Origin of the sequence: Pseudomonas extremorientalis (assembly GCF_001870465.1) — a bacterium.
In the GTDB taxonomy this organism is placed as follows: Bacteria; Pseudomonadota; Gammaproteobacteria; order Pseudomonadales; family Pseudomonadaceae; genus Aquipseudomonas; species Aquipseudomonas extremorientalis.
The window spans coordinates 1-24,550 of record NZ_MDGK01000047.1; the positions used below are offsets into that span (position 1 = coordinate 1).

Sequence of the window (24,550 nt, forward strand, 5' to 3'; positions counted from 1 at the left end):
CGCGAGCCTTATTACATCGAGGAGCAGAACCTGCGGTTCCAGGGGCAGTACCTGGATCGGGATGAATTCCCGATGGCGATGTTCAAAGAAGGTGGCAAAGGGGCTAGCGTCAGGTACATCGACCCTAGCGACAACCGAGGCGCAGGCTCCTCGATCGCGCATGCCCTGAGCGGCTATGACGACGGGACCCGAGTAAAAATAGTCGTGAAGTAACCGATTGGAGATTTCCATGCAGATCACAGAAGCACTTGACTCACTCTCTGCTGCCAGCGGCCCATTGGCAGACCGCGTGTCGAAAGTGGCAGCCAAATACAATAAAACTCAGAAGTCACGTATCGAATCGCTGACCCGTCTGGCTTACCTGTTGTACGTCATCAATGAAAACGACCTGGCCGAGCAGCTCACTGCACCGCTGAGCAAAATCCCTTTTGAAAATAACTATGACTATTGGGTCTGGATCGAGGCGTCACTGGTACTCAACGGCACCCTGGCGAGGGCGCGCGGTGATGAGCCCGTGTACGCTGATGCGCTTGCTCGTGTATTGGCGGCGCTGAACACCGGAAACGAGCTGCAAGTCACGGTGAAGCGCAACACCCATGAACGCTTTATAAGAGGCGAGACCTTGAGCCTGGACAAAATCCAGGACGCGGAGAACGAGGGCGACTTTGTGACAGAGGGCAATCAACGTGTCACTTACCTGATGAGCCTGTTAAAAATTCAGTTCTTTGATAAACCCGAACATTACCCGCACGAAAAGATAAAGGCCGATATCGAAGAAAATGTCGTCAGAATCAATGAAATCATTGGCAAGATCGGATTAGAAAAGCTCACGCCATTCAAATGAAGTCTTGTTTAATCCAATAAAAAATGGGCACCCGACCCAGTCGGCGTGCCCATCTCTCCTACCACCCCGCCCCTTCGAGACGGTAACGCCATTACGCGTTGACAGTGTCTTTCAGCGATTTACCCGGCTTGAACGCAACCGTGTTGCTCGCCTTGATTTTCACCGGCTCACCGGTTTGAGGGTTTTTGCCAGTGCGAGCGCCACGGTGGCGTTGCAGGAAGGTGCCGAAGCCAACCAGGGTGACGCTGTCCTTGCGGTGCAGGGCGCCGGTGATTTCTTCGAGAACGGCGTTGAGGACGCGGTTGGCCTGTTCTTTAGTGAGATCGGCTTTTTCAGCGATGGCGGCTGCGAGTTCTGGTTTACGCATAAGTGAAGCCTCTTTGACGGTTTTTTGTTGTTATGTCCGTGCTGCTCTCTTCTGGAGCAGCGCCCAAAGCGCCGCAGGCTCTACTCTGCGGCAGACGGGAGTGAGGATGGCATGCCCTCGCACGCTCCGCCAGTCTAGCGGCGACCTTTCTGGAGGGAAAAACGTGCTTATTCCGACAGAACGACCGGTATTTACGCCAGCAACGGCGGAAGTTCTTTGTTAAGGGCGAGTTTTTCCATCACGGCGCTGCCAGTCAGTGCGTAACCCAGCAGGCGACCGCTTGCGTCACGGCACAGGGCCTTGATGTCGGCGCCCTCGCCTTCGACACTCCAGACGCCTTCGGTGCCCCGAGGCGGTGGCGAAACCACCAGCGGGCAGACCGGGGTTTTCACGGTCACCGGCATCGGGCCGTAGCTGACGGCAGTGGCGTTGCCGGCCAGGGTCTGGGCCAACGCACGGGCGCAGCTCATCAGCGGCATCACGTACAGCAGGTTCAGGCCGTCGACCTCGGCGCAGTCGCCCAGGGCGTAGATATTGGCGTGGGAGGTCTTGAGATGGCGGTCCACCATGATCCCGCGATTGGTCTGCAGGCCGGCGGCGGCGGCCAGGTCGACGCGTGGGCGCAGGCCAATGGCCGAGACCACCAGGTCACAGGCGATCACTTCACCGTCCGACAGGTGAGCTTCCAGACCATCAGCGGTGCGCTGCAGGCGATTGAGCACCGGGCCCAGGTGGAAACGCGCGCCGAGGCCTTCGAGGCCGGCCTGTACTGCGGCGGCGGCGGCCGGGTGCAACAGTGTCGGCATGACTTGCTCGCACGGTGCCACCAGGTCGATTTCATAACCGCCCAGGATCAGGTCATTGGCGAACTCGCAGCCGATCAGGCCGGCGCCGAGCAGCAGCACACGGCGCTTGCCGGCAGCGGCGGCACGAAAGCGTGCGTAGTCTTCGAGGTCGTTGATCGGGAAAATCAGGTCAGCCGCATCGCCTTCAACCGGCACACGCACGGTTTCTGCGCCCCAGGCCAGGATCAGGTCGCGGTAGGCCACCGCCTCCTCGCCGATCCACAGGCGCTTGTGACCGGGGTCGATGCCGCTGACGCGGGTGTGAGTGCGCACTTCGGCCTTGAGTTGCTCGGCCATGGCGCCCGGTTCAGCCATGCTCAGGCCATCGGCTTGCTTGTTCTTGCCAAACCCGGTGGAGAGCATGGGCTTGGAGTAGGAGCGCCCGTCATCCGCAGTGATCAGCAGCAATGGGGTTTCGCTGTCGAGCTTGCGAAACTCACGGGCCAGGTTGTAACCGGCCAATCCGGTGCCGATGATCACGACAGGTGCGTTCATTCCTTTCTCCTTGTAATACTTTTCTGAAAATCGAGAATCAGCCGATTTCGATCATTTCGAAATCCATTTTGCCCACGCCGCAGTCCGGGCACAGCCAGTCTTCCGGGACGTCTTCCCAACGGGTGCCAGGCAGAATTCCATCATCCGGCCAGCCGTCCTTTTCGTCGTAGATCAGGCCACAGACGACACATTGCCACTTCTTCATTACTTGTTTCCTCAGGAGTCCAGGCTTCTTGGCCGACGGTCGATAGACCCGCATTGCCGTACGGCTCAGGGCGTTTTGTACTGATGGTGGCCGGCAGATGCAAGCATGATCGACGCAAACAGCCGGTTGCCTCCGGCAAAAACGTTGGACGCCATGGTAAGCTCGCCGCCTCTTTTGCTGCCGATACTGACTCACCGTGCCGCACTCAATCGACCCTCCCGATGCTTGCCAATGGTTGACCCAGAGCCACCTGGCCCCTGTACCCACGTCCTTGACCCTCAATTGGCTGTTCAACGAAGACTCGCTGACGCGGCGGTTGACGTGGCTGTCCAACGACGGTTTCAGCGTCACGCCACTGTTCGAAGGCTGGCAACCGCTACGCGATGACGAATGTGCCGCCCTGGCGCTGGCGCCGGCCAGTATCGGTTGGGTGCGCGAGGTGTATCTGCGTGGGCATGGTCAGCCGTGGGTGTTCGCACGCAGTGTGGCCGCACGCGGCGCTCTGCAGGGCGACGGCCTGCATATGGATGAGTTGGGCAGCCGGTCCCTGGGCGAACTGCTGTTCTGTGACCAGGCCTTCACCCGCCAGGCCATCGAAGTGTGCCATTACCCTCGGCGCTGGTTGCCAGCGGCCGATCAGGTCGACGGGCTGTGGGCACGCCGCTCACGCTTTGATCGCGGGCCGCTGAGCGTGCTGGTCGCGGAAGTCTTCTTGCCCAGTTTCTGGCACGCGCTGCACGCCCATCCGGAGAATTGCTGATGTACCAACGTCTGCTCAAGTCCCTGAACCACCTGAACCCCAGGGCCTGGGATTTCATTCAACTGACCCGCATGGACAAGCCCATCGGCATCTACCTGCTGTTGTGGCCGACCCTATGGGCGCTGTGGATCGCCGGCAAAGGCTCGCCTTCTTTAATCAATATCGTGATCTTCGTGCTCGGCGTGGTGCTGACCCGCGCCGGTGGCTGTGTGATCAACGACTGGGCCGACCGCAAGGTCGACGGCCATGTGAAGCGCACCGAGCAACGCCCGCTGGTGAGCGGCAAGATCAGCTCCAAAGAGGCGCTGGTGTTTTTTGCCGTGCTGATGGGCATCAGTTTCCTGCTGGTGCTGCTGACCAACACCACCACCATCCTGCTGTCCCTCGGTGGCCTGGCCCTGGCGGCGAGCTACCCGTTCATGAAGCGCTACACCTATTACCCGCAGGTGGTGCTGGGGGCGGCGTTTTCCTGGGGCATGCCGATGGCGTTCACTGCCGAAACGGGTCACCTTCCCGCTACGGCCTGGCTGCTGTATATCGCCAACCTGCTGTGGACAGTGGGTTACGACACGTATTACGCGATGACCGACCGGGATGACGACTTGAAGATCGGCGTGAAATCCACCGCCATTTTATTTGGCGATGCGGATCGCGTGATCATCCTTACGCTGCAAGGGCTGTCGTTGGTATGCCTGTTGCTGGCGGGGGCGCGATTCGAGTTGGGTGGCTGGTTCCACCTGGGTCTGCTGGGCGCGGCGGGCTGTTTTGCCTGGGAGTTCTGGTACACCCGGGACAAGGACCGCATGAAGTGCTTCAAGGCGTTCCTGCACAACCACTGGGCGGGGTTGGCGATATTTGTCGGGATTGTGGCGGACTATGCGTTTCGCTGAGGTTTTTGTGGCGGTTGTCCCGACCTCATCGGGGGCAAGCCCCCTCCCACATTTGGAATGTGTTCCCCTGTGGGAGGGGTGGTACGACGATTCGACTTGCCCCCGGTGATTTCAGCGGCACCGCGTCATCAAGGCTTGATCACGTGCCACGCCCCACCTTTGCCATCACCGGTCTTGTCACCGGCCTTGTGGTCATCCTTGTAGGTGTAGACGGGCTTACCGTCATAGGCCCACTGGCTGGTCTGGTCATCGCGGGTGATAACGGTCCATTTGCCCATCGACTTGTCAGTGGACTCTGCCTTCAACGGCGGCCAATTGGTCGCGCACTGGTCCTTGCACACGGACTTGCCGTCAGCGTCCTTGTCGAAGGTGTAGAGCGTCATGCCCTTGTGGTCCACCAGCATTCCGTCTTTGGTCATCGCCGGCTCCGCCGCAAATGCCAGGCCCGGCAGCGTCAACGCAGCCGTCACCAGCAGGGCTTTCCAGGAAATCGTGCTGTAAGTCATCGGAACCTTCCTTTTGTGGTTGTCAGGATTCGGACTCAAAGCGTAGTCCAGAGAGGCGGGAATTGCCCGAGCGACTAAATTACTGTCACACGACTGCAATAATTCCGTTATCTAATGCGGCGCAAGACAGTTAAATGACAAGAGGATTTTCGAGCATGGTTGGCAGGAGCATTCTGATTGTTGACGACGAAGCGCCCATCCGCGAGATGATCGCCGTTGCGTTGGAAATGGCCGGCTATGACTGCCTGGAGGCGGAGAACTCCCAGCAGGCCCATGCCATTATCGTCGACCGCAAGCCGGACCTGATCCTGCTGGACTGGATGCTGCCCGGCACCTCCGGCATCGAACTGGCCCGCCGCCTCAAGCGTGACGAGCTGACCGGGGACATCCCGATCATCATGCTCACCGCCAAGGGCGAAGAGGACAACAAGATCCAGGGTCTGGAAGTCGGTGCCGATGACTACATCACCAAACCTTTTTCCCCACGGGAGTTGGTAGCGCGCCTGAAGGCCGTACTGCGCCGCGCCGGGCCTACCGATGGCGAAGCGCCTATCGAAGTCGGCGGCCTGCTGCTGGACCCGATCAGCCACCGCGTGACCATCGACGGCAAACCGGCCGAGATGGGCCCCACCGAATACCGCCTGCTGCAATTCTTCATGACCCACCAGGAGCGCGCCTACACCCGCGGCCAACTGCTGGACCAAGTGTGGGGCGGCAACGTGTACGTGGAAGAACGCACCGTGGACGTGCATATCCGTCGCCTGCGCAAAGCCTTGGGCGATGCCTACGAGAATCTGGTACAAACCGTGCGCGGCACTGGTTACCGCTTCTCTACCAAGGGCTGAGCCAATCGGATCCTGACTTAACAGCTGACAAGGACGCATGTTCAAGTGAACCAAAACTGGCATGGCACCCTGATCCGCCACATGCTTTTGCTGATCACCGGCTGCCTGCTGGTTGGCCTGGTCAGCGGCTATTACGGCTGGAGTCTGGCAGTCGGCATCGCGCTGTACCTGGGCTGGACCCTCAAGCAACTGCTGCGCCTGCACGAATGGCTACGCCAGCATAAACCCGATGAGGCACCACCCGATGGCTACGGCCTGTGGGGCGAGGTGTTCGACAGCATCTACCACCTGCAACGTCGCGACCAGCGTGTGCGCGGCCGCCTGCAAGCGGTGATCGACCGGGTGCAGGAGTCCACCGCCGCGCTCAAGGACGCGGTGATCATGCTCGACAGCGACGGCAACCTGGAATGGTGGAACCGCGCCGCCGAGACCCTGCTGGGCCTCAAGACCCCCCAGGACAGCGGCCAGCCAGTGACCAATCTGGTGCGCCACCCGCGCTTCAAGGAGTACTTCGAACAGGAGAACTACGAAGAAGCCCTGGAAATCCCCTCGCCCACCAATGACCGCGTACGCATCCAGCTGTACCTGACGCGCTACGGCAACAATGAACACCTGATGCTGGTGCGCGATGTCACCCGCATCCACCAGCTGGAGCAGATGCGCAAGGACTTCGTCGCCAACGTCTCCCACGAGTTGCGTACACCGCTGACGGTGATCTGCGGCTACCTGGAGACGCTGCTGGACAACGTCGACGAGATCAACCCACGCTGGAGCCGGGCCCTGCAGCAAATGCAGCAGCAAGGCTCGCGCATGCAGACCCTGCTCAACGACCTGCTGTTGCTGGCCAAGCTGGAAGCCACCGATTATCCGTCGGACAACCAGCCGGTGGCCGTGCAAAGCCTGTTGCAGACCATCAAGAACGACGCCCAGGCCCTCTCCGGCCAACGCGGGCAGCAGATCAGCCTGGAAGCCGACCCGGCCGTGCTGCTCAAGGGCAGCGAAGGCGAGTTGCGCAGCGCGTTTTCCAACCTGGTGTTCAACGCCGTGAAGTACACCCAGGACAAAGGCAATATCCGCATCCGCTGGTGGGCCGACGAACAAGGCGCGCATTTGAGCGTGCAGGACTCCGGCATCGGCATCGACGCCAAGCACCTGCCGCGCCTGACCGAGCGTTTCTACCGTGTCGACTCCAGCCGCAACTCCAACACCGGTGGCACCGGGCTCGGCCTGGCGATCGTCAAGCACGTGCTGCTGCGCCACCGCGCACGCCTGGAAATCAGCAGCGTGCTGGGGCACGGCAGCACGTTTACCTGCCATTTTCCGCCGGCTCAGGTGGCGCGCTCGCGAGCCCTCGACAACGACAACTAAACTAAATACACCACGGGCCTGAATGTGGGAGGGGCAACCCCCTCCCACAGTGGAGTTGTGTTGTCTTGGAGACGGTATTCCAAGCCCCGCCCGGCAGTGGGCACTAGGCAAGCGCCCCGTCAGCCGCTACATTGGCCGACTTGCGCCTGCCTTTCAGGCCCGCCTGCCACCCCTTACTGAACATACGGAACCTGCAAAACCCCATCATGGACCCTTCCCCTGGTATCACCCTCGCGACACTCTTCGCCGACTTCGGCATGATTCTTTTTGCTCTGATCCTGGTACTGCTCAACGGTTTCTTCGTTGCGGCGGAATTTGCCATGGTCAAACTGCGCGCCACCCGGGTCGAGGCCATCGCCCACAAGAATGGCTGGCGCGGGCAGATCCTGCGCACCGTACACAGCCAGCTCGACGCCTACCTGTCGGCGTGCCAGCTGGGCATCACCCTCGCCTCCCTGGGCCTGGGCTGGGTCGGTGAGCCGGCCTTCGCGCACATCCTCGAGCCGCTGCTGGGCGCCGTGGGCGTCGAGTCGCCGGAAGTGATCAAGGGCGTGTCGTTCTTTGCGGCGTTCTTCGTGATCTCCTACCTGCACATCGTGGTCGGCGAGCTGGCGCCCAAGTCTTGGGCGATTCGCAAGCCCGAGTTGCTGTCGCTGTGGACGGCGGTGCCGCTGTACCTGTTCTACTGGGCCATGTACCCGGCGATCTACCTGCTCAACGCCAGCGCCAACGCCATCCTGCGCATTGCCGGCCAGGGCGAGCCTGGCCCGCACCATGAACACCATTACAGCCGCGAAGAACTCAAGCTGATCCTGCACTCCAGCCGTGGCCAGGATCCGAGCGACCAGGGCATGCGCGTACTGGCCTCCGCCGTGGAAATGGGCGAGCTGGAAGTGGTGGACTGGGCCAACTCCCGGGAAGACCTGGTGACCCTGGACTTCAACGCGCCGCTCAAGGAAATCCTTGCGCTGTTCCGTCGCCACAAGTTCAGCCGTTACCCGGTATATGACGCGGTACGCAACGAATTCGTGGGCCTGTTGCACATCAAGGACCTGCTGCTGGAACTGGCGGCCCTGGACCACATCCCCGAGTCGTTCAACCTGGCCGAGCTGACCCGCCCGCTGGAGCGTGTGTCGCGGCACATGCCGTTGTCGCAGCTGCTGGAACAGTTCCGCAAAGGCGGCGCGCACTTCGCCCTGGTGGAAGAAGCCGACGGCAAGATCATCGGCTACCTCACCATGGAAGACGTGCTGGAAGTGCTAGTGGGCGATATCCAGGACGAACACCGCAAGGCCGAGCGCGGCATCCTGGCCTATCAGCCGGGCAAGCTGCTGGTGCGTGGCGACACGCCGCTGTTCAAGGTGGAGCGCCTGCTGGGCGTGGACCTGGACCACATCGAAGCCGAAACCCTGGCCGGCCTGATCTATGACACCCTCAAACGGGTGCCCGAGGAGGAAGAAGTGCTGGAGGTTGAAGGCTTGCGCATCATCATCAAGAAGATGAAAGGGCCGAAGATCGTACTGGCCAAGGTGCTGTTGCTGGATTGACCGTCAATTGCCCAATGCAAAATTGGGCAATGCACCGACCGGCTGGTTGAACTCATATGGGATCGAGACCAGCCCCGCCTCGGTGGCGCGCTGCACCACAAAATGCAGATGCGGCCCGCTGCTGTTGCCGGTATTGCCCGACAACGCCAGCGGGCTCCCCACCGCCACATGCTGCCCGACCCGGACGCTGACCGAACCTTGCTTGAGGTGCAGGTACACGCCCTCGGTGCCGTCGTCATGGCGCACCCTCACGAAATTCCCCGACGCATCACTGCCGCGTCCGGCCTGCGCGTTTTCGGTCTTCACCACCATGCCACTACGCGCCGCAATGATCGGCGTGCCTTCGGGCATGGCGATGTCCATCGCATAACGACTTTTGGCATCGGTGTGGCTGAAGCTGCCGTTGGGTCCCTGGGTCATGCGGAAAGGACCGCCACGCCAGGGCAAGGGGTAGCGATAGGCTTGTTGTGCACGATTGGGCTTGGGCACGACAAGCATCGGTCGCTCAACCTTGCGCTCCTGGATCACGAACGCCAGGGCGCCCGGCGTATACCGGTCGCTGATAAACACCAGGCCATTGGCATCGACGGATTTGTAGAGGGTCATGGCCTGGGCCGACATAGCGACCGTCGCCAACCCGCAGCACAGCAAGAAGCGCATAAGCATGGCGTAAACCTGCCGGGATGACTGAACGGCAGGTTAGCAAGGGATCATGACAACTCTATACGCCACAATGGAGATCCCAATGTGGGAGGGGGCTTGCCCCCGATTGCGGGATGTCAGCCACCGACTGCTTAGCTGAACCGCCGTCATCGGGGGCAAGCCCCCTCCCACAGTTGTACGGTGTCCCTCAGGATCACGCACCCGGCACAAAATGCTTCTGTGCCGTACCGCGCGCAATCAGGCGGGAGATGTAGTCGAGCTTCTGCGCATCCTGGTCAATAAACCGGAAGGTCAGCTGCAGCCAATCGCTGTCCGGCTTCGGTTCGAAGGCGACGATGGCGTGCAGGTAGCCATTGAGGCGGGCCACTTCGGCGTTTTCGCCTTGCTCCAGGTCGAGCACGGCGCTTTCCAGTACCTGGGGCAGGACTTCACCGCGACGCACCACCAGCAGCGCTTCCTTGATGCTCAGCGCCTTGATCACGCATTGCTGGGTGCCACTGGACAGGCGCAATTGGCCCTGGCCACGACCGCCAGCCGGCGCAGCCGCTATCGGCGCCTGCACCGGTGGGCTGTTGAGCAACCCTTTGTTAGGCGCAGGAGCGGCAGCCGCAACAGGAGCCGCACGCGCCACTTCGGGTTTGCCGCCGGTCAGGGCGCTCAAGGAATCGTTGCCGAAAGCCGAGTTCATCTTGGTCGGCGCGCTGGCGACCAGGGCGTCGAGGCGACCGATCTTGTGCAGGGCCTGCTTGACCTTGTTCAGCAACTGCTCGTTGGTAAACGGTTTGCTGACGTAGCCGGAAACCCCGGCCTGGATAGCCTGGACTACGTTCTCCTTGTCGCCACGGCTGGTGACCATCACGAACGGCATGGCTTTGAGGTGAGGCTGCTCGCGGCACCAGGTCAACAGCTCAAGGCCGGACATCTCTGGCATTTCCCAGTCGCACAGCACCAGGTCGAAGGTCTCGCGCATCAGGATGGCCTGGGCCTTTTTGCCGTTCACCGCATCTTCAAGCTTGATCCCGGGGAAGTAGTTGCGCAGGCACTTCTTCACCAGGTCGCGGATAAACGAGGCGTCATCCACCACCAACACACTGACTTTACTCATCGACCCTTCATCCTATAAAAACTTCGGCACGCAAGACGCCTGACTGATGGCATTTTGCCAAAAACTCTGCAGTCACGTTGGGACTTTCTTGTGCCCCCTCGCTGAAAAATTCGGGCCCGCAAACAAAAACGCCCGACCAAAGGCCGGGCGTTAATTTCTCGGGCAACCTTACTTATCGTCAGGTACGCCCGGAACATTAGGGATTTGATCGACTGAACCTTCAACTTCGGCCTTCATGCGCTTGAGGCCCATGTGCCGCACGTCGGTGCCGCGCACCAGGTAAATCACCAGTTCGGAGATATTGCGCGCATGGTCGCCAATCCGCTCCAGGGAGCGCAGCACCCAGATAATGCTCAAGACCCGCGAGATAGAGCGCGGGTCTTCCATCATGTAGGTGGCCAGCTCACGCAGCGCAGTCTTGTACTCACGGTCGATGACCTTGTCGTACTGGGCCACCGACAGTGCCAGTTCGGCGTCGAAGCGGGCAAAGGCGTCGAGCGCATCGCGCACCATGTTGCGCACCTGGTCGCCGATGTGGCGCACTTCCACGTAACCGCGCGGCGCTTCGCCTTCTTCGCACAACTGGATGGCGCGTCGGGCGATCTTGGTGGCTTCGTCGCCAATGCGCTCCAGGTCGATCACCGATTTGGAGATGCTGATGATCAACCGCAGGTCGGACGCCGCCGGCTGGCGACGGGCGAGAATGCGCAGGCATTCTTCGTCGATATTGCGTTCCATCTGGTTGATCTGGTCATCGATCTCACGCACTTGCTGGGCCAGGCCCGAGTCGGCCTCGATCAGCGCGGTGACCGCATCGTTGACTTGCTTCTCCACCAGCCCGCCCATCGCCAGGAGGTGGCTGCGCACTTCCTCGAGCTCGGCGTTGAACTGCGCGGAGATGTGGTGGGTAAGGCCTTCTTTGCTAATCATGTTGGCGTCCTTGGAGCGTCCGGTAAGGTGCGGAGAACCGCAGCGTCAGTGCAATCAGAACCACAGCTTCCTAGCCGTAGCGACCGGTGATGTAGTCTTCGGTCTGCTTCTTCGCCGGATTGGTGAACAGGGTATCGGTGTCGCCGAATTCCACCAGCTTGCCCATGTACATGAACGCGGTGTAGTCGGAAACCCGCGCCGCCTGTTGCATGTTGTGGGTCACGATAACGATGGTGAACTTGGACTTGAGCTCGTAGATCAGTTCTTCGACTTTCAGCGTCGAGATCGGGTCGAGAGCCGAGCAGGGTTCGTCGAGCAGCAACACTTCCGGCTCCACGGCGATAGTGCGAGCGATCACCAGACGCTGCTGCTGGCCGCCGGACAGACCGAGGGCCGAGTCGTGCAGGCGGTCCTTCACTTCGTCCCACAGCGCCGCGCCTTTCAAGGCCCACTCGACCGCTTCGTCGAGGATGCGCTTCTTGTTGATGCCCTGGATACGCAGGCCGTAGACCACGTTTTCGTAGATGGTCTTGGGGAACGGGTTGGGCTTCTGGAACACCATGCCCACGCGGCGACGCAGCTCGGCCACATCTTCGCCCTTGCGGTAAATGTTGGTGCCGTAGAGGTTGATGGCACCGTCCACACGGCAACCGTCCACCAGGTCGTTCATGCGGTTGAAGGTACGCAGCAGCGTGGACTTGCCGCAGCCCGACGGGCCGATGAAGGCGGTCACGCGCTGCTTGGGAATGTTCATGCTGACGTCGAACAGCGCCTGTTTTTCACCGTAGTACAGGCTCAGGCCCGGCACTTCGATGGCCACGGTTTCCTGGGCCAGGCTCAGGCTCTGCTTGTCGCGACCCAGGGCAGACATGTTGATGCCGTGAGTGTGGGTGTCTTGCTGCATGGGATGCTCCCTGTGCTACCAATTCATTGTGTGTGGGAGGGGGCTTGACCCCTCCCACATTGAAAAGCTTTAGCTGTCCAACGCTTTGTATTTTTCGCGCAGGTGGTTACGGATCCACACTGCCGACAAGTTGAGCGTGGCGATCACCAGCACCAGCAGCAACGCGGTGGCGTACACCAGCGGCCGGGCGGCTTCGACGTTGGGGCTCTGGAAGCCGACGTCATAGATGTGGAAGCCCAGGTGCATGATCTTCTGGTCCAGATGCAGGTACGGGTAGTTGCCGTCCAGCGGCAACGACGGCGCCAGTTTCACCACGCCCACCAGCATCAGCGGCGCCACCTCACCGGCGGCGCGGGCCACGGCGAGGATCATGCCGGTCATCATTGCCGGGCTGGCCATCGGCAGCACGATCTTCCACAGCGTTTCCGCCTTGGTCGCACCCAGTGCCAGGGAGCCTTCACGCACAGTGCGAGGAATTCGCGCCAGGCCTTCTTCCGTGGCCACGATCACCACCGGCACCGCCAGCAGCGCCAGGGTCAGCGAGGCCCACAACAGGCCCGGCGTGCCGAACGTCGGCGCCGGCAGGGCTTCGGCGAAGAACAGCCGGTCAACCGAGCCACCCAATACATACACGAAGAAGCCCAGGCCGAACACGCCGTAGACGATGGCCGGTACGCCGGCCAGGTTGTTCACGGCGATACGGATAACCCGCGTCAGGGTGTTCTGCTTGGCGTATTCACGCAGGTACACCGCCGCCAGCACGCCGAACGGGGTCACGATCATCGCCATGATCAGGGTCATCATCACGGTGCCGAAGATGGCCGGGAAGATCCCGCCTTCGGTGTTGGCTTCCCGTGGGTCATCGCTGAGGAATTCCCAGACCTTGCTGAAGTAGAAGCCGATCTTGGTGATCGTACCCATGGCGTTCGGCTGGTAGGCGTGCACCACTTTGCCGATGCCGATTTCCACTTCCTTGCCGTTGCCGTCGCGAGCGGTCAGCGCGTCGCGGTTGAACTGGGCGTGCAGGTCGGCCAGGCGGGCTTCGATGTCTTGGTAACGGGCATTCAGCTCGGCGCGGTCGGCGTCCATGTCGGCCTGTGCGGCGGCGTCGAGCTTGCCTTCCAATTCCAGTTTGCGGCCATGCAGGCGGATACGTTCCAGGCCGGCGTTGATCGCGCCGATGTCGGATTTTTCCAGGGTCTTGAGCTGGGCAGCCAGCTTGTTGACGCGGTCTACCCGGGCCTGCAGCTCCGGCCAGGCGGCCTCGCCTTCGGCAATGACCTTGCCATCCTGCTTGACGTTGACCAGGGTGCCGTAGAAGTTGCCCCACTCACGCCGCTCGATGGTCATGAGGTTCGCCGGCGTGGTCTGGTCCTTGAGCCACTCGCCGACGATCCAGGTGAAGTCGTTGCCGTTCAGGTCACGGTTGCCGACCTTGATCAGCTCGCGGGTCATGAACTCAGGGCCCTGGTCCGGCACCGGCAGGCCGGCGCTTTTCAGGCGTTCGCGGGGCACTTCTTCCTTCTGCACCACTTCGCCGATGACGATATGGTTTTCCTGGCCCGGCACGTTGTAGTTGGCCTGGATCAGGTCGGCCGGCCAGAAATGGCCCAGGCCACGCACGGCAATCACGGCCAGCAGACCAATGGTCATGATGACCGCGATGGACACCGCGCCACCGCTGATCCAGACGCCGGGGGCGCCGCTCTTGAACCATCCATTCAGGGAGTTCTGTTTCACAGACTTCTACCTTTCTTAAAGCGACGAGTATTTCTTGCGCAGACGCTGACGGATCAGCTCGGCGAGGGTGTTCATGATGAAGGTGAACAGCAGCAGCACCAGCGCCGAGAGGAACAGCACGCGGTAGTGACTGCCGCCCACTTCCGACTCGGGCATTTCCACGGCGACGTTGGCCGCAAGCGTTCGCAGGCCTTCGAACAGGTTCATCTCCATCACCGGGGTGTTACCGGTGGCCATCAACACGATCATGGTCTCGCCTACCGCACGGCCCATGCCGATCATCAGTGCCGAGAAAATGCCCGGGCTGGCGGTGAGGATGACCACACGGGTCATGGTCTGCCACGGCGTGGCGCCCAGGGCCAGGGACCCCAGGGTCAGGCCGCGCGGTACGCTGAACACGGCGTCTTCGGCGATGGAGTAGATGTTCGGGATCACCGCGAAACCCATGGCCAGGCCGACCACCAGGGCGTTGCGCTGGTCGTAGGTGATGCCCAGGTCGTGGGAGATCCACATGCGCATGTCGCCGCCGAAGAACCAGGTTTCCAGGTACGGGCTCATGTACAGCGAGAGCCAGCCCACGAACAGGATCACCGGGATCAGGATCGCGCTTTCCCAGCCATCCGGTACGCGCAGGCGCAGGGATTCAGGCAGGCGGCTGAAGATGAAGCCGGCCACCAGGATGCCGATCGGCAACAGCATCAACAGGCTGAAAATGCCCGGTAGATGCCCTTCCACATACGGCGCCAGGAACAGGCCGGCGAAGAAGCCGAGGATCACCGTCGGCATCGCCTCCATCAACTCGATCACCGGCTTGACCTTGCGGCGCAGGCTCGGGGCCATGAAGTAGGCGGTGTAGATCGCGGCGGCAACGGCCAGTGGCGCGGCCAGCAACATGGCGTAGAACGCGGCCTTCAAGGTGCCGAAGGTCAACGGGGCCAGGCTCATCTTGGGTTCGAAGTCGGTGTTGGCGGCGGTCGACTGCCAGACGTATTTAGGCTCGTCGTAGTTTTCGTACCAGACCTTGCTCCACAGCGCACTCCAAGACACTTCCGGGTGCGGGTTGTCGAGCATCAGCGGCTGCAGCTTGCCGCCCGCCTCCACGATCACGCGGTTGGCCCGTGGCGACATGCCGTACACGCCTTGGCCGTCGACCACCGGGTCCACCAGCAGGGTGCGGTGGGCGGTGCTGTGGAATACGCCGAACTGGCCGGAAGCGTCGAGGGCGGTGAAGCCCTTGCGGCGCTCTTCGGCGGAAATTTCCACGATAGGCGTGGTGCCCATCTGGAAGGTACGGATCTGCTTGAACCGCTGTTCGCCATCCGGGTCGCGGGCCATGAACCACTGGGCCAGGCCGCCCTTGGAGTTACCGATGATCAACGAGATACCGCCCACCAGCTGCGTGCTCGCGGTGACTTCGGCAGTCCCGTCTTCCAGCAGTTTGTAGCGACCATTGAGGCTCTTGTCGCGCAGGCTGAACACATCGGCCAAGGCACGGCCGTTGATCACATACAGCCATTGCTGGCGCGGGTCGATGAAGATTGCCTTCACCGGCTCGGTCATCTGTGGCAGCTCGATGCGCTTCTGCTCGCTGGTGACTTCGCCGGTCATCATGTTTTCTTCGCGGCTCAGGGACAGCACATTCAAGTGCGAACCTGCGGAGCCTGCCACCACCAGGGACGAATCCGTGGCGTTGAGGGCCACGTGTTCCAGCGGGCGGCCAGCGTCATCCAGCACGATCGGCGTTTCACCGTAGGGGTATTCGATCGCCGGCGTGATGGTTTTCTTGCCGTCAGGGTAGGACACCTTATAGGTGTGGCGGAATACCAGGGACTGGCCATTGGATAGACCGAGGATCACCAGCGGGCTGCCGGGCTGGTCTTCACCGATAGAAGCAACGCTGGTGCCGGCGGGCAGGGGCAGGTCGACACGCGTGAGCTCGGCACCGGTCTCGACATTGAAGAACAGCGCCTGGCCCTTGTCGGAAACCCGCATGGCGACCTGGTTCTGTTCTTCGAGGGAGATCATCAGCGGCTTGCCCGCGTCCTGGATCCAGGCCGGGGTCAGTGCGTCTTCCTTGGTCAATGAGGCGCCTTGAAACAGTGGCGCGACGACGTAGGCCAGGAAGAAGAAAATCAGGGTGATGGCGCCGAGGACGGCGAGGCCGCCGACCAGCACGTACCAACGGGTCAGGCGATCCTTGAGCGCGCGAATGCGGCGCTTGCGTTGCAGCTCAGGCGTATTGAAGTCAATGCGCTTGGGGGGAGAAGTCGTCGTCATGGTGGAATTGGCCAGATCATTCATGCGCACACCCTAGCGATCCTGTATGACAGAAAGATGACAGTGCAGTGACGCAACAAATCCGCCGCGAAGCAAGGCTGGCAGCGGACTAGAAAATTCGGATGCGGGGCCGGTACGCCGGCCCCGCAGAGGCAATCAGTTGCCTTCTTTCAGACCCAGGTCAGCCAGGGCCTTGGCGGCGACTTTGGCTGGCAGTGGGATGTAGCCGTCTTTCACGACAACTTCCTGGCCTTGTTTGGACAGCACCAGTTTCACGAACTCGGCTTCCAGCGGGGCCAGAGGCTTGTTCGGCGCTTTGTTGACATACACGTAGAGGAAACGCGACAGCGGGTATTTGCCGTTCAGGGCGTTTTCTTCGCTGTCTTCGATGAACTCAGTGCTGCCTTTCTTGGCCAGGGCCACGGTCTTCACGCTGGCAGTCTTGTAGCCGATGCCCGAGTAACCGATGCCGTTCAGCGAAGAGCTGATCGACTGCACGACCGAAGCCGAGCCTGGTTGTTCGTTCACGTTTGGCTTGTAGTCGCCTTTGCACAGGGCTTCTTCCTTGAAGTAGCCGTAGGTGCCGGACACCGAGTTACGACCGAACAGTTGCACCGGCTTGTTGGCCAGGTCGCCGGTCACGCCCAGGTCACCCCAGGTTTTCACGTCGGCTTTGCCACCGCACAGGCGAGTCGAGGAGAAGATCGCGTCGACTTGTTCCATGGTCAGGTGCTGGATCGGGTTGTCCTTGTGCACGAACACGGCCAGGGCATCCACCGCAACCGGAATAGCGGTTGGCTTGTAACCGTACTTCTGCTCGAAGGCCGCCAGTTCGGTGTCCTTCATCTTGCGGCTCATCGGGCCCAGGTTGGAGGTGCCTTCGGTCAGCGCTGGTGGCGCGGTGGCCGAGCCGGCAGCTTGAATCTGGATGTTGACGTTCGGGTATTCCTTTTTGTAACCCTCGGCCCACAGGGTCATCAGGTTAGCCAGGGTATCGGAACCAACGCTGGACAGGTTGCCCGACACACCAGTGGTCTTCACGTACGCCGGGATTGCCGGATCAACACCAGCGGCCACCGCGTTGGCGGTCGCAACGCCAGCAGCGACAAAAGTCATTGCCGCCATCAAACGTTTCAGTTTCATGCCTTGCTCCTAGCAGATAGGGATAATTGGATCGGGGCCAAGTATCGGGAGGCCGTGTGAACACTCTATGTCTGGAATGTGACAATTAGATGAAAGGCCACTATTCAACGACGCCACGAAAAGCGCGCAGGCACGAGGCCCGGGAGGGAGAGATTAAGGCTTGGAAATACGTTGAAACGTGATCGTTCCCAGGGCCGGGAACGATCGTCATCCATGGCTTAGCGCGAACGCTTCCACAAATACCCACCCACTACCATCCCCATCACACACAGGGCGGCAACGTAGTAGGCCGGACCCAGCGGGCTTTCCTTCATCAGCAGCGATACCGCCAGCGGCGTCAGCCCGCCGAACACGGCGTAGGCCACGTTGTAAGAGAACGACAGGCCGCTGAAACGCACCACGGGCGGGAAGGCCTTGACCATCACGTAGGGCACCACGCCGATGGTGCCCACGAACAGACCGGTCAGGGTGTACAGCGGGAACAGCCAGTCAGGATGGTTGAAGAGGCTGTGATAGAGCGTCCAGGATGTGGCCAGCAACAGCGCACAACCGATCACCAGTACCCGGCCGGCACCGAAGCGATCAGCCAGGGCGCCGGAGGCGATGCAGCCCAGGCTCAGGGTGACGATGGCCAGGCTGTTGGCCTGTAATGCCACGGTCGGGCTGAAGTGATAGAGGGTCTGCAGCACGGTCGGGGTCATCAGGATCACCACCACCACGCCGGCCGACAGCAACCAGGTCAGCAACATCGACAAGACGATGGCGCCACGGTGGTCGCGCAGCACCGCGCGCAACGGCAACTCGGCGGCCAGTGCCTTGCGCTGCTGCATCTCGGCGAAGATCGGCGTTTCATGCAGCCAGCGGCGCAGGTACACCGACAACAGGCCGAACACACCGCCCAGCAGGAACGGGATACGCCAGGCGTAATCCGAGACTTGCTCCGGGCTGTAAATAGTATTGATGGCGGTGGCCACCAGCGATCCCAGCAGGATCCCGGCGGTCAGGCCGCTGGTCAGGGTGCCGCAGGCGTAACCGATATGCCGTGGCGGTACGTGTTCGGAGACGAACACCCAGGCGCCGGGTACTTCGCCGCCAATGGCCGCGCCCTGGATGATGCGCATGAGCAGCAACAGGATCGGCGCCCACAGGCCGATCTGCGCGTAAGTTGGCAGCAGGCCCATGATCAGGGTGGGCACGGCCATCATGAAGATGCTCAGGGTGAACATCTTCTTGCGGCCCAGCAGGTCGCCGAAGTGCGCCATGATGATGCCGCCCAGGGGGCGCGCGAGGTAACCGGCGGCAAAGATGCCGAAGGTCTGCATCATGCGCAGCCATTCGGGCATGTCGACCGGGAAGAAGAGTTTTCCGACCACGGTGGCGAAAAACACGAAAATGATGAAGTCGTAAAACTCCAACGCCCCGCCCAAGGCAGACAGCGACAGGGTTTTGTAGTCGTTGCGGGTCAGCGGGCGCGAAGGTTGCGCACTGCTTGCGGGCACGGAGGACATGGCAAGGCTTCTCTTATAGTAGTCGGGACGGCAAGCCCGGGACTTGCGGCAGGCATGGCAAGATAGCAAATCGCTCGCAAAAGCACAGCGGTGAGCGAATAACCGTTCAACCGCGCGAATTATTCCGCTTTCCTGAGCGTTATCTGCGCACAGAAGCACAGTTGCCGGAAAAAGCCGCAATACAGCCGCGAATTGCCGACCAAATGAACGCCCAGAGGTCGTCGTGGCGACAACGTGTCGATATACTCGGCCCTTGCAAGCGCAAGACCCCCAGTCTTGAGGGGCTGCTGTGCCAAACCGTCGTTGGAAGCCGTCCAGCCGATTTGGCAGAGCTTCCCTTTAGTACGCCTTACGAGAAACGCATCACGCGGAGTATGTTGGTGCTGAAACGTTTTTCCATAAGACGGCTATCCACTTGAAATACCCATGAAGCGTTACGGGTCAGAGGCACCCTTGGCATGATCGAACTCGAACAAGAAGATCCTATCCCGCAAGGCGATCTCGCCCTGCAAATCACCGCCCTGCCGCGTGAAACCAACGGTTTTGGCGACATTTTCGGCGGCTGGCTGGTCGCACAGATGGACCTGGCCGGCACCGCGATGGCAAGCAAGGTCGCGGGCGGGCGTGTAGCCACCGTGGCCATTGATCGCATGGCGTTCCTGGTGCCGGTCGCCGTGGGCGCGCAGCTCTCCTTCTATACCCAGGCCCTGGAAATCGGTCGCAGCTCGATCCAGATGATGGTCGAAGTGTGGAGCGACGACCCATTGTCCAGCGAATGGCGCAAGGTGACCGAGGCGGTGTTCGTGTTCGTCGCCATCGATGGCAGTGGTCGCACGCGTTCGGTGCCGTCGCGCGCACGTTAAACCTCACCGGGTTTTGACGGTCAATTGCCCCATTGCCTGCCATGAAGAGTGCTTTGTTATGCCGACACCCCACGTTGAATCCGTGAAAATCGACGAGTTGGACTGCTGGCGCATCCGCCACAACGGCGCCGAACTGATGGTGGCCCGACAGGGCGCACATATCTTCAGTTACCAGCGCGACGGCGAGCAGCCGCTGATCTGGCCGAACCCCGAAGCGGTGTTCAAGCAGGGCAAAGGCATCCGCACCGGCGTGCCGGTATGTTGGCCGTGGTTTGGCGTGTTCGACCGTAACCCGCAGAGCGTCAAGGCGATGCGCCAAAGCGATCAGCCGGCCGGCGCCCATGGTTTCGTGCGCACGGCGCTGTGGGAATTGGCCGCGAGCGCGCTTGAAGGTGAGGCACTGCGGGTGGACTTGGTACTGCCAGTCCCAACAGGCGGCTTTCCTGGCTGGCCCCACGAGGTCGATCTTAAACTGAGCCTGTTGCTGGACGATCAGTTGCACATCCACCTGACCAGCCATAACCGTGGCAACGATACCGTGACCCTCAGCCAGGCACTGCACACCTATTTTGCGGTGAGCGACGTGCGCAAGGTGCACGTCGAGGGACTGGACGGAGCGGCGTATATCGATACCGCTGACAACTGGGCAACGAAGCAGCAAGCCGGGTTGCTGCATTTCACCGGCGAGACTGACCGTATCTACCTCGATACGCCTGCACAGCTGAGTATTGTCGATAAAGATTGGCAGCGCCGTATCCAGCTCACTGCCGAGGGCTCGACGTCAACGGTGATCTGGAACCCCTGGACCGAACGTGCCAAGGCGTTTGATGACATGGCTGACGATGGCTGGACGGGCATGTTGTGCATCGAGACAGCCAATGTGCTGGATGATGTGGTGAGTCTGGCACCCGGTGAAAGCCACACCTTGGGCGTGAGCATCAGCGCTGTCGCCCTGTAAGAACGACAATCAAAATGTGGAAGGGGGCTTGCGGCCCTCCCACATTGGTTATGCGCAGCCCTTTAAAGATCGGATTCCTTGACCACGCGTACTTTTCCGGCGTCCAGCGCATAAGCGGCATCCGCCAGATCGTTATTGACCTTCTCCACCTTCAACGTGCCCGTGACCCACAGCGGCGTATAGATATCATCCAGCTTCAGTCCTTTTGGATAACGCACCAACACCAGCTGGTTCGGCGGCGGAGGCGGCACGTGGATGCACGCCCCAGGGTAAGGCACCAGGAAGAACAGCGTGCTGCGGCCCTTGGCGTCGGTCTCCAACGGCACCGGATAACCGCCGATGCGGATGTTCTTGCCATTCATGGCCGCCACGGTCTTGGTTGAATACATCACCGCCGGCAAGCCTTTGCTCTGCTTCAGGCCACCCTTGTCGGTGAACGTGCCTTGGGCCTCGGGCGAGTTGTGGTCGATCTCGGGCATGGCTTCGAGGGCTTTTTGATCCGACAGCGGCATCAGATCGAGCCAGTCGGTTTCCGGCAGTTCGCCGGCGTGCGCCAGGCCAGGGCCCAGCAGGAGGAGTATCAACAAAAGACGGCGCATGGAGAGGCTCGGCAAGTACAGGTGGCGAGCATTCTAGCCCTCCGCGCCTGCGCAGCGCAGAGGGCTTCGTCGCTTAGATCATTTCTTTTTCAGCAGGCCGTAGATCACCAGCAGCACGATGGCGCCAATCAGCGCGCCGAGGAAGCCAGCGCCCTGGCCTGCCTGGTAGATGCCCAGGGCCTGGCCACCGTAAGTGGCGACCAACGAACCCGCGATGCCCAGCAGGATGGTCATGATCCAGCCCATGCTGTCGTCGCCTGGTTTCAGGAAACGCGCGAGCAGGCCGACGATCAAGCCGATAAAGATGGTTCCGATGATACCCATGGCACTTCCCTCTGAATGTAGGTGAGCTATGCCAAAGCCTAGTCAGGCTTTGGCATCCTGCAATCAGAGGACGGCGGTCGCCGAATGGTTCCCGCCGCTCCCTGGCTTATTGCTCGGCGATCAACGCTTCGACCTTGAGGATCTGCGCTTGCAGCGTCGCACGGTCCTTGCAGCGCAGGTTGGCGTGGCCGACCTTGCGCCCGGCCTTGAAGGCCTTGCCATAGTGATGCAGATGGCAGTCGTCGATGGCGATGACTTTTTCCACGGGCGGCACCACACCAATGAAGTTGAGCATGGCGCTCTCACCGACCTTGGCCGTGGAACCCAACGGCAAGCCCGCCACCGCCCGCAGATGGTTTTCGAACTGGCTGCACTCGGCACCTTCGGTGGTCCAGTGCCCGGAGTTGTGCACGCGCGGGGCGATTTCGTTGGCCTTGAGGCCACCGTCGACTTCAAAGAACTCGAACGCCATCACGCCGACGTAATCCAGCTGCTTGAGTACACGGCTGGAATAGTCTTCGGCCAGCGCTTGCAACGGGTGGTCGGTGCTGGCCACGGAAAGCTTGAGGATGCCGCTGTCATGGGCGTTGTGCACCAATGGGTAGAAGCGGGTTTCGCCATCACGGGCACGCACGGCGATCAGCGAGACTTCACCGGTGAATGGCACGAAGCCTTCCAACAGGCAGGCGACGCTGCCCAGCTCGGCGAAGGTGCCGACCACATCGGCGGCGGTGCGCAGGACTTTCTGGCCCTTGCCGTCGTAACCCAGGGTGCGGGTTTTCAGCACGGCGGGCAGGCCGATGCTGGCGACCGCGGCATCCAGGTCCGCCTGGGACTGGATATCGGCGAAGGCCGGGGTCGGAATGCCCAGGTCCTTGAACATGCTTTTCTCGAACCAGCGGTCACGGGCGATGCGCAGGGCTTCGGCGCTCGGGTATACCGGCACGAATTGCGACAGGAACGCCACGGTTTCAGCCGGAACGCTTTCGAACTCGAAGGTCACCAGGTCGACTTCGTCGGCCAGTTGACGCAGGTGGTCCGGGTCGCTGTAGTCAGCGCGCAGGTGTTCACCCAAGGCCGCCGCACAGGCATCCGGCGCCGGGTCCAGGAAAGCGAAGTTCATCCCCAGCGGGGTTCCCGCCAGGGCCAGCATGCGGCCCAGTTGGCCGCCACCGATTACACCGATTTTCATCGTCAACAACCTCAGGCGATGCGTGGGTCTGGATTGTCCAGCACGCTGTCTGTCTGCTCAGCACGGAATTTTTTCAGCACCGCATGGAATTGCGGGTGCTTGGCGCCCAGGATACTGGCGGACAGCAGGGCGGCGTTGATCGCGCCGGCCTTGCCGATCGCCAGGGTCGCCACCGGGATACCGGCCGGCATCTGCACGATGGACAACAGCGAATCCACGCCCGAGAGCATCGCCGACTGCACCGGCACGCCGAGCACCGGCAGGTGGGTCTTGGCCGCACACATGCCGGGCAGGTGCGCTGCACCGCCGGCACCGGCGATGATCACCTCGATGCCACGGGATTCTGCTTCATCGGCATACTGGAACAGCAAATCCGGAGTGCGGTGGGCGGAGACCACTTTCACTTCGTAGGGAATGCCGAGTTTTTCCAGCATATCGGCGGTGTGGCTAAGGGTGGACCAATCGGACTTGGAGCCCATGATCACGCCAACCAATGCACTCATCGTCGTGCCTCTTCTCTCTGGGCGCCCACAGGCGCGTCAAAAAACAACAAGCCACGCGGGAAATCCGGCGTGGCTTGGTGTACGAATTAAGGCCGGTTGGACCGGCCGAAGGCCGCGCAGTATACCGTAATAATCCAGATAAACAGCCCCTGGGATGACCATCTGTCTAGCGGCGCAAAGTGGCGGTTTTATTGACTTTTAAGTCAGTCCAAGGCACCACGAAACCTTGTGCGAGGAGCTCACGTATTCTGCGCCGCCCCGCCTTCGAGCTTGCGCCACAACAACCGCACATTCGCCTTGCGTACCAAGGCACAGCGGTACAGGCGGATCTCCAGCGGCACATGCCATTGCGGCCCACCGCAGACCACCAGCTCACCACGCGCCAGCTCGGCACGCACGCTCAACTGCGGCACCCAGGCAATGCCCAGGCCTTCCAGGGCCATGCTCTTGAGGCTGTCGGCCATGGCGGTTTCGTACACCGTGGTGAAGCGCAGCGCACGCTGGCGCAGCAGCAAATTCACCGAGCGACCGAGAAACGCGCCGGCGCTGTAGGCCAGCAACGGGACGCTGCCGTCGCCTTCCAGGTCGAACATCGGTTTGCCGTCGGCATCGGCGGCACACACCGGGAGCATTTCGGTGTTGCCCAGATGCAGTGACGGGAAGATGTCCGAATCCATTTGCATCGCGGCGTCGGGATCGTAGAACGCCAGCATCAGGTCACAACCGCCTTCACGCAGGGCGTGCACAGCGTCGCCGACGTTGGTGGCCACCAGCCGCGTGGCGATGTTCAAGCCTTCGTTGCGCAGTTGCGCGATCCAGCGCGGGAAGAAGCCCAGGGCCAGGGAGTGCGCCGCAGCCACTTGCATGACCTCGCCCTGCCCGCCTTCCAGGTGATGCAAATGGCGCAGCACTTCACCGAGCTGCTCGACCACCGTGCGGGCAGTGACCAGGAACAACTGGCCCGCCGCCGTCAGCTCCACCGGCGTGCGCGAGCGGTTGACCAGGGTCAGACCCAGGGCCGCCTCCAGGCTGCGGATGCGTCGGCTGAACGCCGGCTGGGTGACGAAGCGCCGCTCCGCCGCCTGGGAAAAACTGCGGGTCGCCGCCAAGGCGCTGAAGTCTTCCAGCCATTTGCTCTCAAGGTTCATTACTGCCTCCCGTGGGTACGC

Annotated in this window: 25 protein-coding genes and 1 pseudogene; 9 read left to right on the forward strand and 17 right to left on the reverse strand. The window is 61.4% G+C overall.

What is annotated here, in order from left to right:
• Positions 1 to 192: pseudogene (locus BFN10_RS17980) on the forward strand (NucA/NucB deoxyribonuclease domain-containing protein); the annotation flags it as partial.
• 37 nt (positions 193 to 229) lie between these two features.
• The gene (locus tag BFN10_RS17985) at positions 230 to 844 is read left to right on the forward strand and encodes a DUF6707 family protein (RefSeq protein WP_071490814.1); all 615 of its coding nucleotides are present in this window, start codon (positions 230 to 232) and stop codon (positions 842 to 844) included.
• A 91-nt stretch (positions 845 to 935) separates the two neighbouring features.
• Here the strand turns inward: BFN10_RS17985 and BFN10_RS17990 are convergent, their stop codons facing one another.
• The 3 genes from BFN10_RS17990 to BFN10_RS18000 all read right to left on the reverse strand — a co-directional run bounded on the left by BFN10_RS17990 (position 936) and on the right by BFN10_RS18000 (position 2,756).
• A complete protein-coding gene (locus BFN10_RS17990) occupies positions 936 to 1,211 on the reverse strand; it encodes an HU family DNA-binding protein (RefSeq protein WP_003176958.1) in 276 nt (91 codons plus the stop codon).
• A gap of 191 nt (positions 1,212 to 1,402) precedes the next feature.
• The gene (locus tag BFN10_RS17995; RefSeq protein ID WP_071490815.1) at positions 1,403 to 2,551 is read right to left on the reverse strand and encodes an NAD(P)/FAD-dependent oxidoreductase; all 1,149 of its coding nucleotides are present in this window, start codon (positions 2,549 to 2,551) and stop codon (positions 1,403 to 1,405) included.
• A 37-nt stretch (positions 2,552 to 2,588) separates the two neighbouring features.
• Positions 2,589 to 2,756, reverse strand: coding sequence for a rubredoxin (locus BFN10_RS18000; RefSeq protein ID WP_015886569.1), 168 nt, complete (start codon positions 2,754 to 2,756; stop codon positions 2,589 to 2,591).
• A gap of 196 nt (positions 2,757 to 2,952) precedes the next feature.
• On the opposite strand from BFN10_RS18000, the gene BFN10_RS18005 reads away from it, so the two are divergent.
• Together BFN10_RS18005 and ubiA are read left to right on the forward strand one after the other, a co-directional pair.
• Complete coding sequence (locus BFN10_RS18005; protein WP_071490816.1) at positions 2,953 to 3,516, forward strand: chorismate--pyruvate lyase family protein; 564 nt, start codon at positions 2,953 to 2,955, stop codon at positions 3,514 to 3,516.
• Entirely contained in the window at positions 3,516 to 4,406 is an 891-nt protein-coding gene (gene ubiA / locus BFN10_RS18010) for a 4-hydroxybenzoate octaprenyltransferase (RefSeq protein ID WP_071490817.1), read from the forward strand. Before BFN10_RS18005 ends, ubiA begins: the two co-directional genes overlap by 1 nt.
• Positions 4,407 to 4,534: 128 nt before the next feature.
• Here ubiA and BFN10_RS18015 read toward each other — a convergent pair whose 3' ends face one another.
• Positions 4,535 to 4,912 carry a COG4315 family predicted lipoprotein gene (locus tag BFN10_RS18015; protein ID WP_071490818.1) on the reverse strand — a complete coding sequence of 126 codons (378 nt, stop codon included), beginning with the start codon at positions 4,910 to 4,912 and terminating at the stop codon, positions 4,535 to 4,537.
• Positions 4,913 to 5,067: 155 nt separating this feature from the next.
• Between BFN10_RS18015 and phoB the strand changes: the two genes are divergently transcribed.
• The 3 genes from phoB to BFN10_RS18030 all read left to right on the forward strand — a co-directional run bounded on the left by phoB (position 5,068) and on the right by BFN10_RS18030 (position 8,672).
• Positions 5,068 to 5,757, forward strand: a complete 690-nt coding sequence (gene phoB / locus BFN10_RS18020; RefSeq protein ID WP_003176964.1) for a phosphate regulon transcriptional regulator PhoB — start codon at positions 5,068 to 5,070, stop codon at positions 5,755 to 5,757.
• Between the two features lie 81 nt (positions 5,758 to 5,838).
• Positions 5,839 to 7,125: a phosphate regulon sensor histidine kinase PhoR gene (gene phoR / locus BFN10_RS18025; RefSeq protein ID WP_231999538.1), complete on the forward strand. Its 1,287-nt coding sequence runs from the start codon at positions 5,839 to 5,841 to the stop codon at positions 7,123 to 7,125.
• Between the two features lie 206 nt (positions 7,126 to 7,331).
• Positions 7,332 to 8,672, forward strand: a complete 1,341-nt coding sequence (locus BFN10_RS18030; protein WP_010207573.1) for a hemolysin family protein — start codon at positions 7,332 to 7,334, stop codon at positions 8,670 to 8,672.
• 3 nt (positions 8,673 to 8,675) lie between these two features.
• Here the strand turns inward: BFN10_RS18030 and BFN10_RS18035 are convergent, their stop codons facing one another.
• The 8 genes from BFN10_RS18035 to BFN10_RS18070 form a co-directional block, all read right to left on the reverse strand.
• The gene (locus BFN10_RS18035) at positions 8,676 to 9,338 is read right to left on the reverse strand and encodes a M23 family metallopeptidase (protein WP_071490820.1); all 663 of its coding nucleotides are present in this window, start codon (positions 9,336 to 9,338) and stop codon (positions 8,676 to 8,678) included.
• Positions 9,339 to 9,528: 190 nt separating this feature from the next.
• The gene (locus BFN10_RS18040; RefSeq protein WP_071490821.1) at positions 9,529 to 10,440 is read right to left on the reverse strand and encodes a response regulator; all 912 of its coding nucleotides are present in this window, start codon (positions 10,438 to 10,440) and stop codon (positions 9,529 to 9,531) included.
• A 168-nt stretch (positions 10,441 to 10,608) separates the two neighbouring features.
• Positions 10,609 to 11,370: a phosphate signaling complex protein PhoU gene (gene phoU, locus BFN10_RS18045; protein ID WP_058424288.1), complete on the reverse strand. Its 762-nt coding sequence runs from the start codon at positions 11,368 to 11,370 to the stop codon at positions 10,609 to 10,611.
• A 70-nt stretch (positions 11,371 to 11,440) separates the two neighbouring features.
• On the reverse strand, positions 11,441 to 12,274 hold the full coding sequence (gene pstB, locus BFN10_RS18050; protein WP_025856391.1) for a phosphate ABC transporter ATP-binding protein PstB: 834 nt from the start codon (positions 12,272 to 12,274) through the stop codon (positions 11,441 to 11,443).
• 69 nt (positions 12,275 to 12,343) lie between these two features.
• Positions 12,344 to 14,014 carry a phosphate ABC transporter permease PstA gene (gene pstA, locus BFN10_RS18055; RefSeq protein ID WP_071490822.1) on the reverse strand — a complete coding sequence of 557 codons (1,671 nt, stop codon included), beginning with the start codon at positions 14,012 to 14,014 and terminating at the stop codon, positions 12,344 to 12,346.
• A gap of 15 nt (positions 14,015 to 14,029) precedes the next feature.
• Positions 14,030 to 16,063: an ABC transporter permease subunit gene (locus BFN10_RS18060; RefSeq protein ID WP_170856048.1), complete on the reverse strand. Its 2,034-nt coding sequence runs from the start codon at positions 16,061 to 16,063 to the stop codon at positions 14,030 to 14,032.
• Between the two features lie 384 nt (positions 16,064 to 16,447).
• Positions 16,448 to 17,434: a phosphate ABC transporter substrate-binding protein PstS gene (locus BFN10_RS18065; protein ID WP_049710887.1), complete on the reverse strand. Its 987-nt coding sequence runs from the start codon at positions 17,432 to 17,434 to the stop codon at positions 16,448 to 16,450.
• 218 nt (positions 17,435 to 17,652) lie between these two features.
• Complete coding sequence (locus tag BFN10_RS18070) at positions 17,653 to 18,942, reverse strand: MFS transporter (RefSeq protein ID WP_071490824.1); 1,290 nt, start codon at positions 18,940 to 18,942, stop codon at positions 17,653 to 17,655.
• A gap of 458 nt (positions 18,943 to 19,400) precedes the next feature.
• Between BFN10_RS18070 and BFN10_RS18075 the strand changes: the two genes are divergently transcribed.
• On the forward strand, positions 19,401 to 19,805 hold the full coding sequence (locus BFN10_RS18075) for an acyl-CoA thioesterase (RefSeq protein ID WP_003176975.1): 405 nt from the start codon (positions 19,401 to 19,403) through the stop codon (positions 19,803 to 19,805).
• A 58-nt stretch (positions 19,806 to 19,863) separates the two neighbouring features.
• Positions 19,864 to 20,763 carry a D-hexose-6-phosphate mutarotase gene (locus BFN10_RS18080; RefSeq protein ID WP_071490825.1) on the forward strand — a complete coding sequence of 300 codons (900 nt, stop codon included), beginning with the start codon at positions 19,864 to 19,866 and terminating at the stop codon, positions 20,761 to 20,763.
• Between the two features lie 62 nt (positions 20,764 to 20,825).
• Here the strand turns inward: BFN10_RS18080 and BFN10_RS18085 are convergent, their stop codons facing one another.
• The 5 genes from BFN10_RS18085 to BFN10_RS18105 all read right to left on the reverse strand — a co-directional run bounded on the left by BFN10_RS18085 (position 20,826) and on the right by BFN10_RS18105 (position 24,529).
• Positions 20,826 to 21,362, reverse strand: coding sequence for a DUF3299 domain-containing protein (locus tag BFN10_RS18085; RefSeq protein WP_071490826.1), 537 nt, complete (start codon positions 21,360 to 21,362; stop codon positions 20,826 to 20,828).
• A gap of 78 nt (positions 21,363 to 21,440) precedes the next feature.
• Positions 21,441 to 21,686 carry a GlsB/YeaQ/YmgE family stress response membrane protein gene (locus BFN10_RS18090; RefSeq protein WP_058424295.1) on the reverse strand — a complete coding sequence of 82 codons (246 nt, stop codon included), beginning with the start codon at positions 21,684 to 21,686 and terminating at the stop codon, positions 21,441 to 21,443.
• Positions 21,687 to 21,792: 106 nt separating this feature from the next.
• A complete protein-coding gene (locus BFN10_RS18095) occupies positions 21,793 to 22,878 on the reverse strand; it encodes a 5-(carboxyamino)imidazole ribonucleotide synthase (RefSeq protein WP_071490827.1) in 1,086 nt (361 codons plus the stop codon).
• An 11-nt stretch (positions 22,879 to 22,889) separates the two neighbouring features.
• Complete coding sequence (gene purE, locus BFN10_RS18100) at positions 22,890 to 23,381, reverse strand: 5-(carboxyamino)imidazole ribonucleotide mutase (protein WP_003176980.1); 492 nt, start codon at positions 23,379 to 23,381, stop codon at positions 22,890 to 22,892.
• Positions 23,382 to 23,620: 239 nt separating this feature from the next.
• On the reverse strand, positions 23,621 to 24,529 hold the full coding sequence (locus BFN10_RS18105) for a LysR substrate-binding domain-containing protein (RefSeq protein WP_071490828.1): 909 nt from the start codon (positions 24,527 to 24,529) through the stop codon (positions 23,621 to 23,623).
• Positions 24,530 to 24,550: the final 21 nt, after the last annotated feature.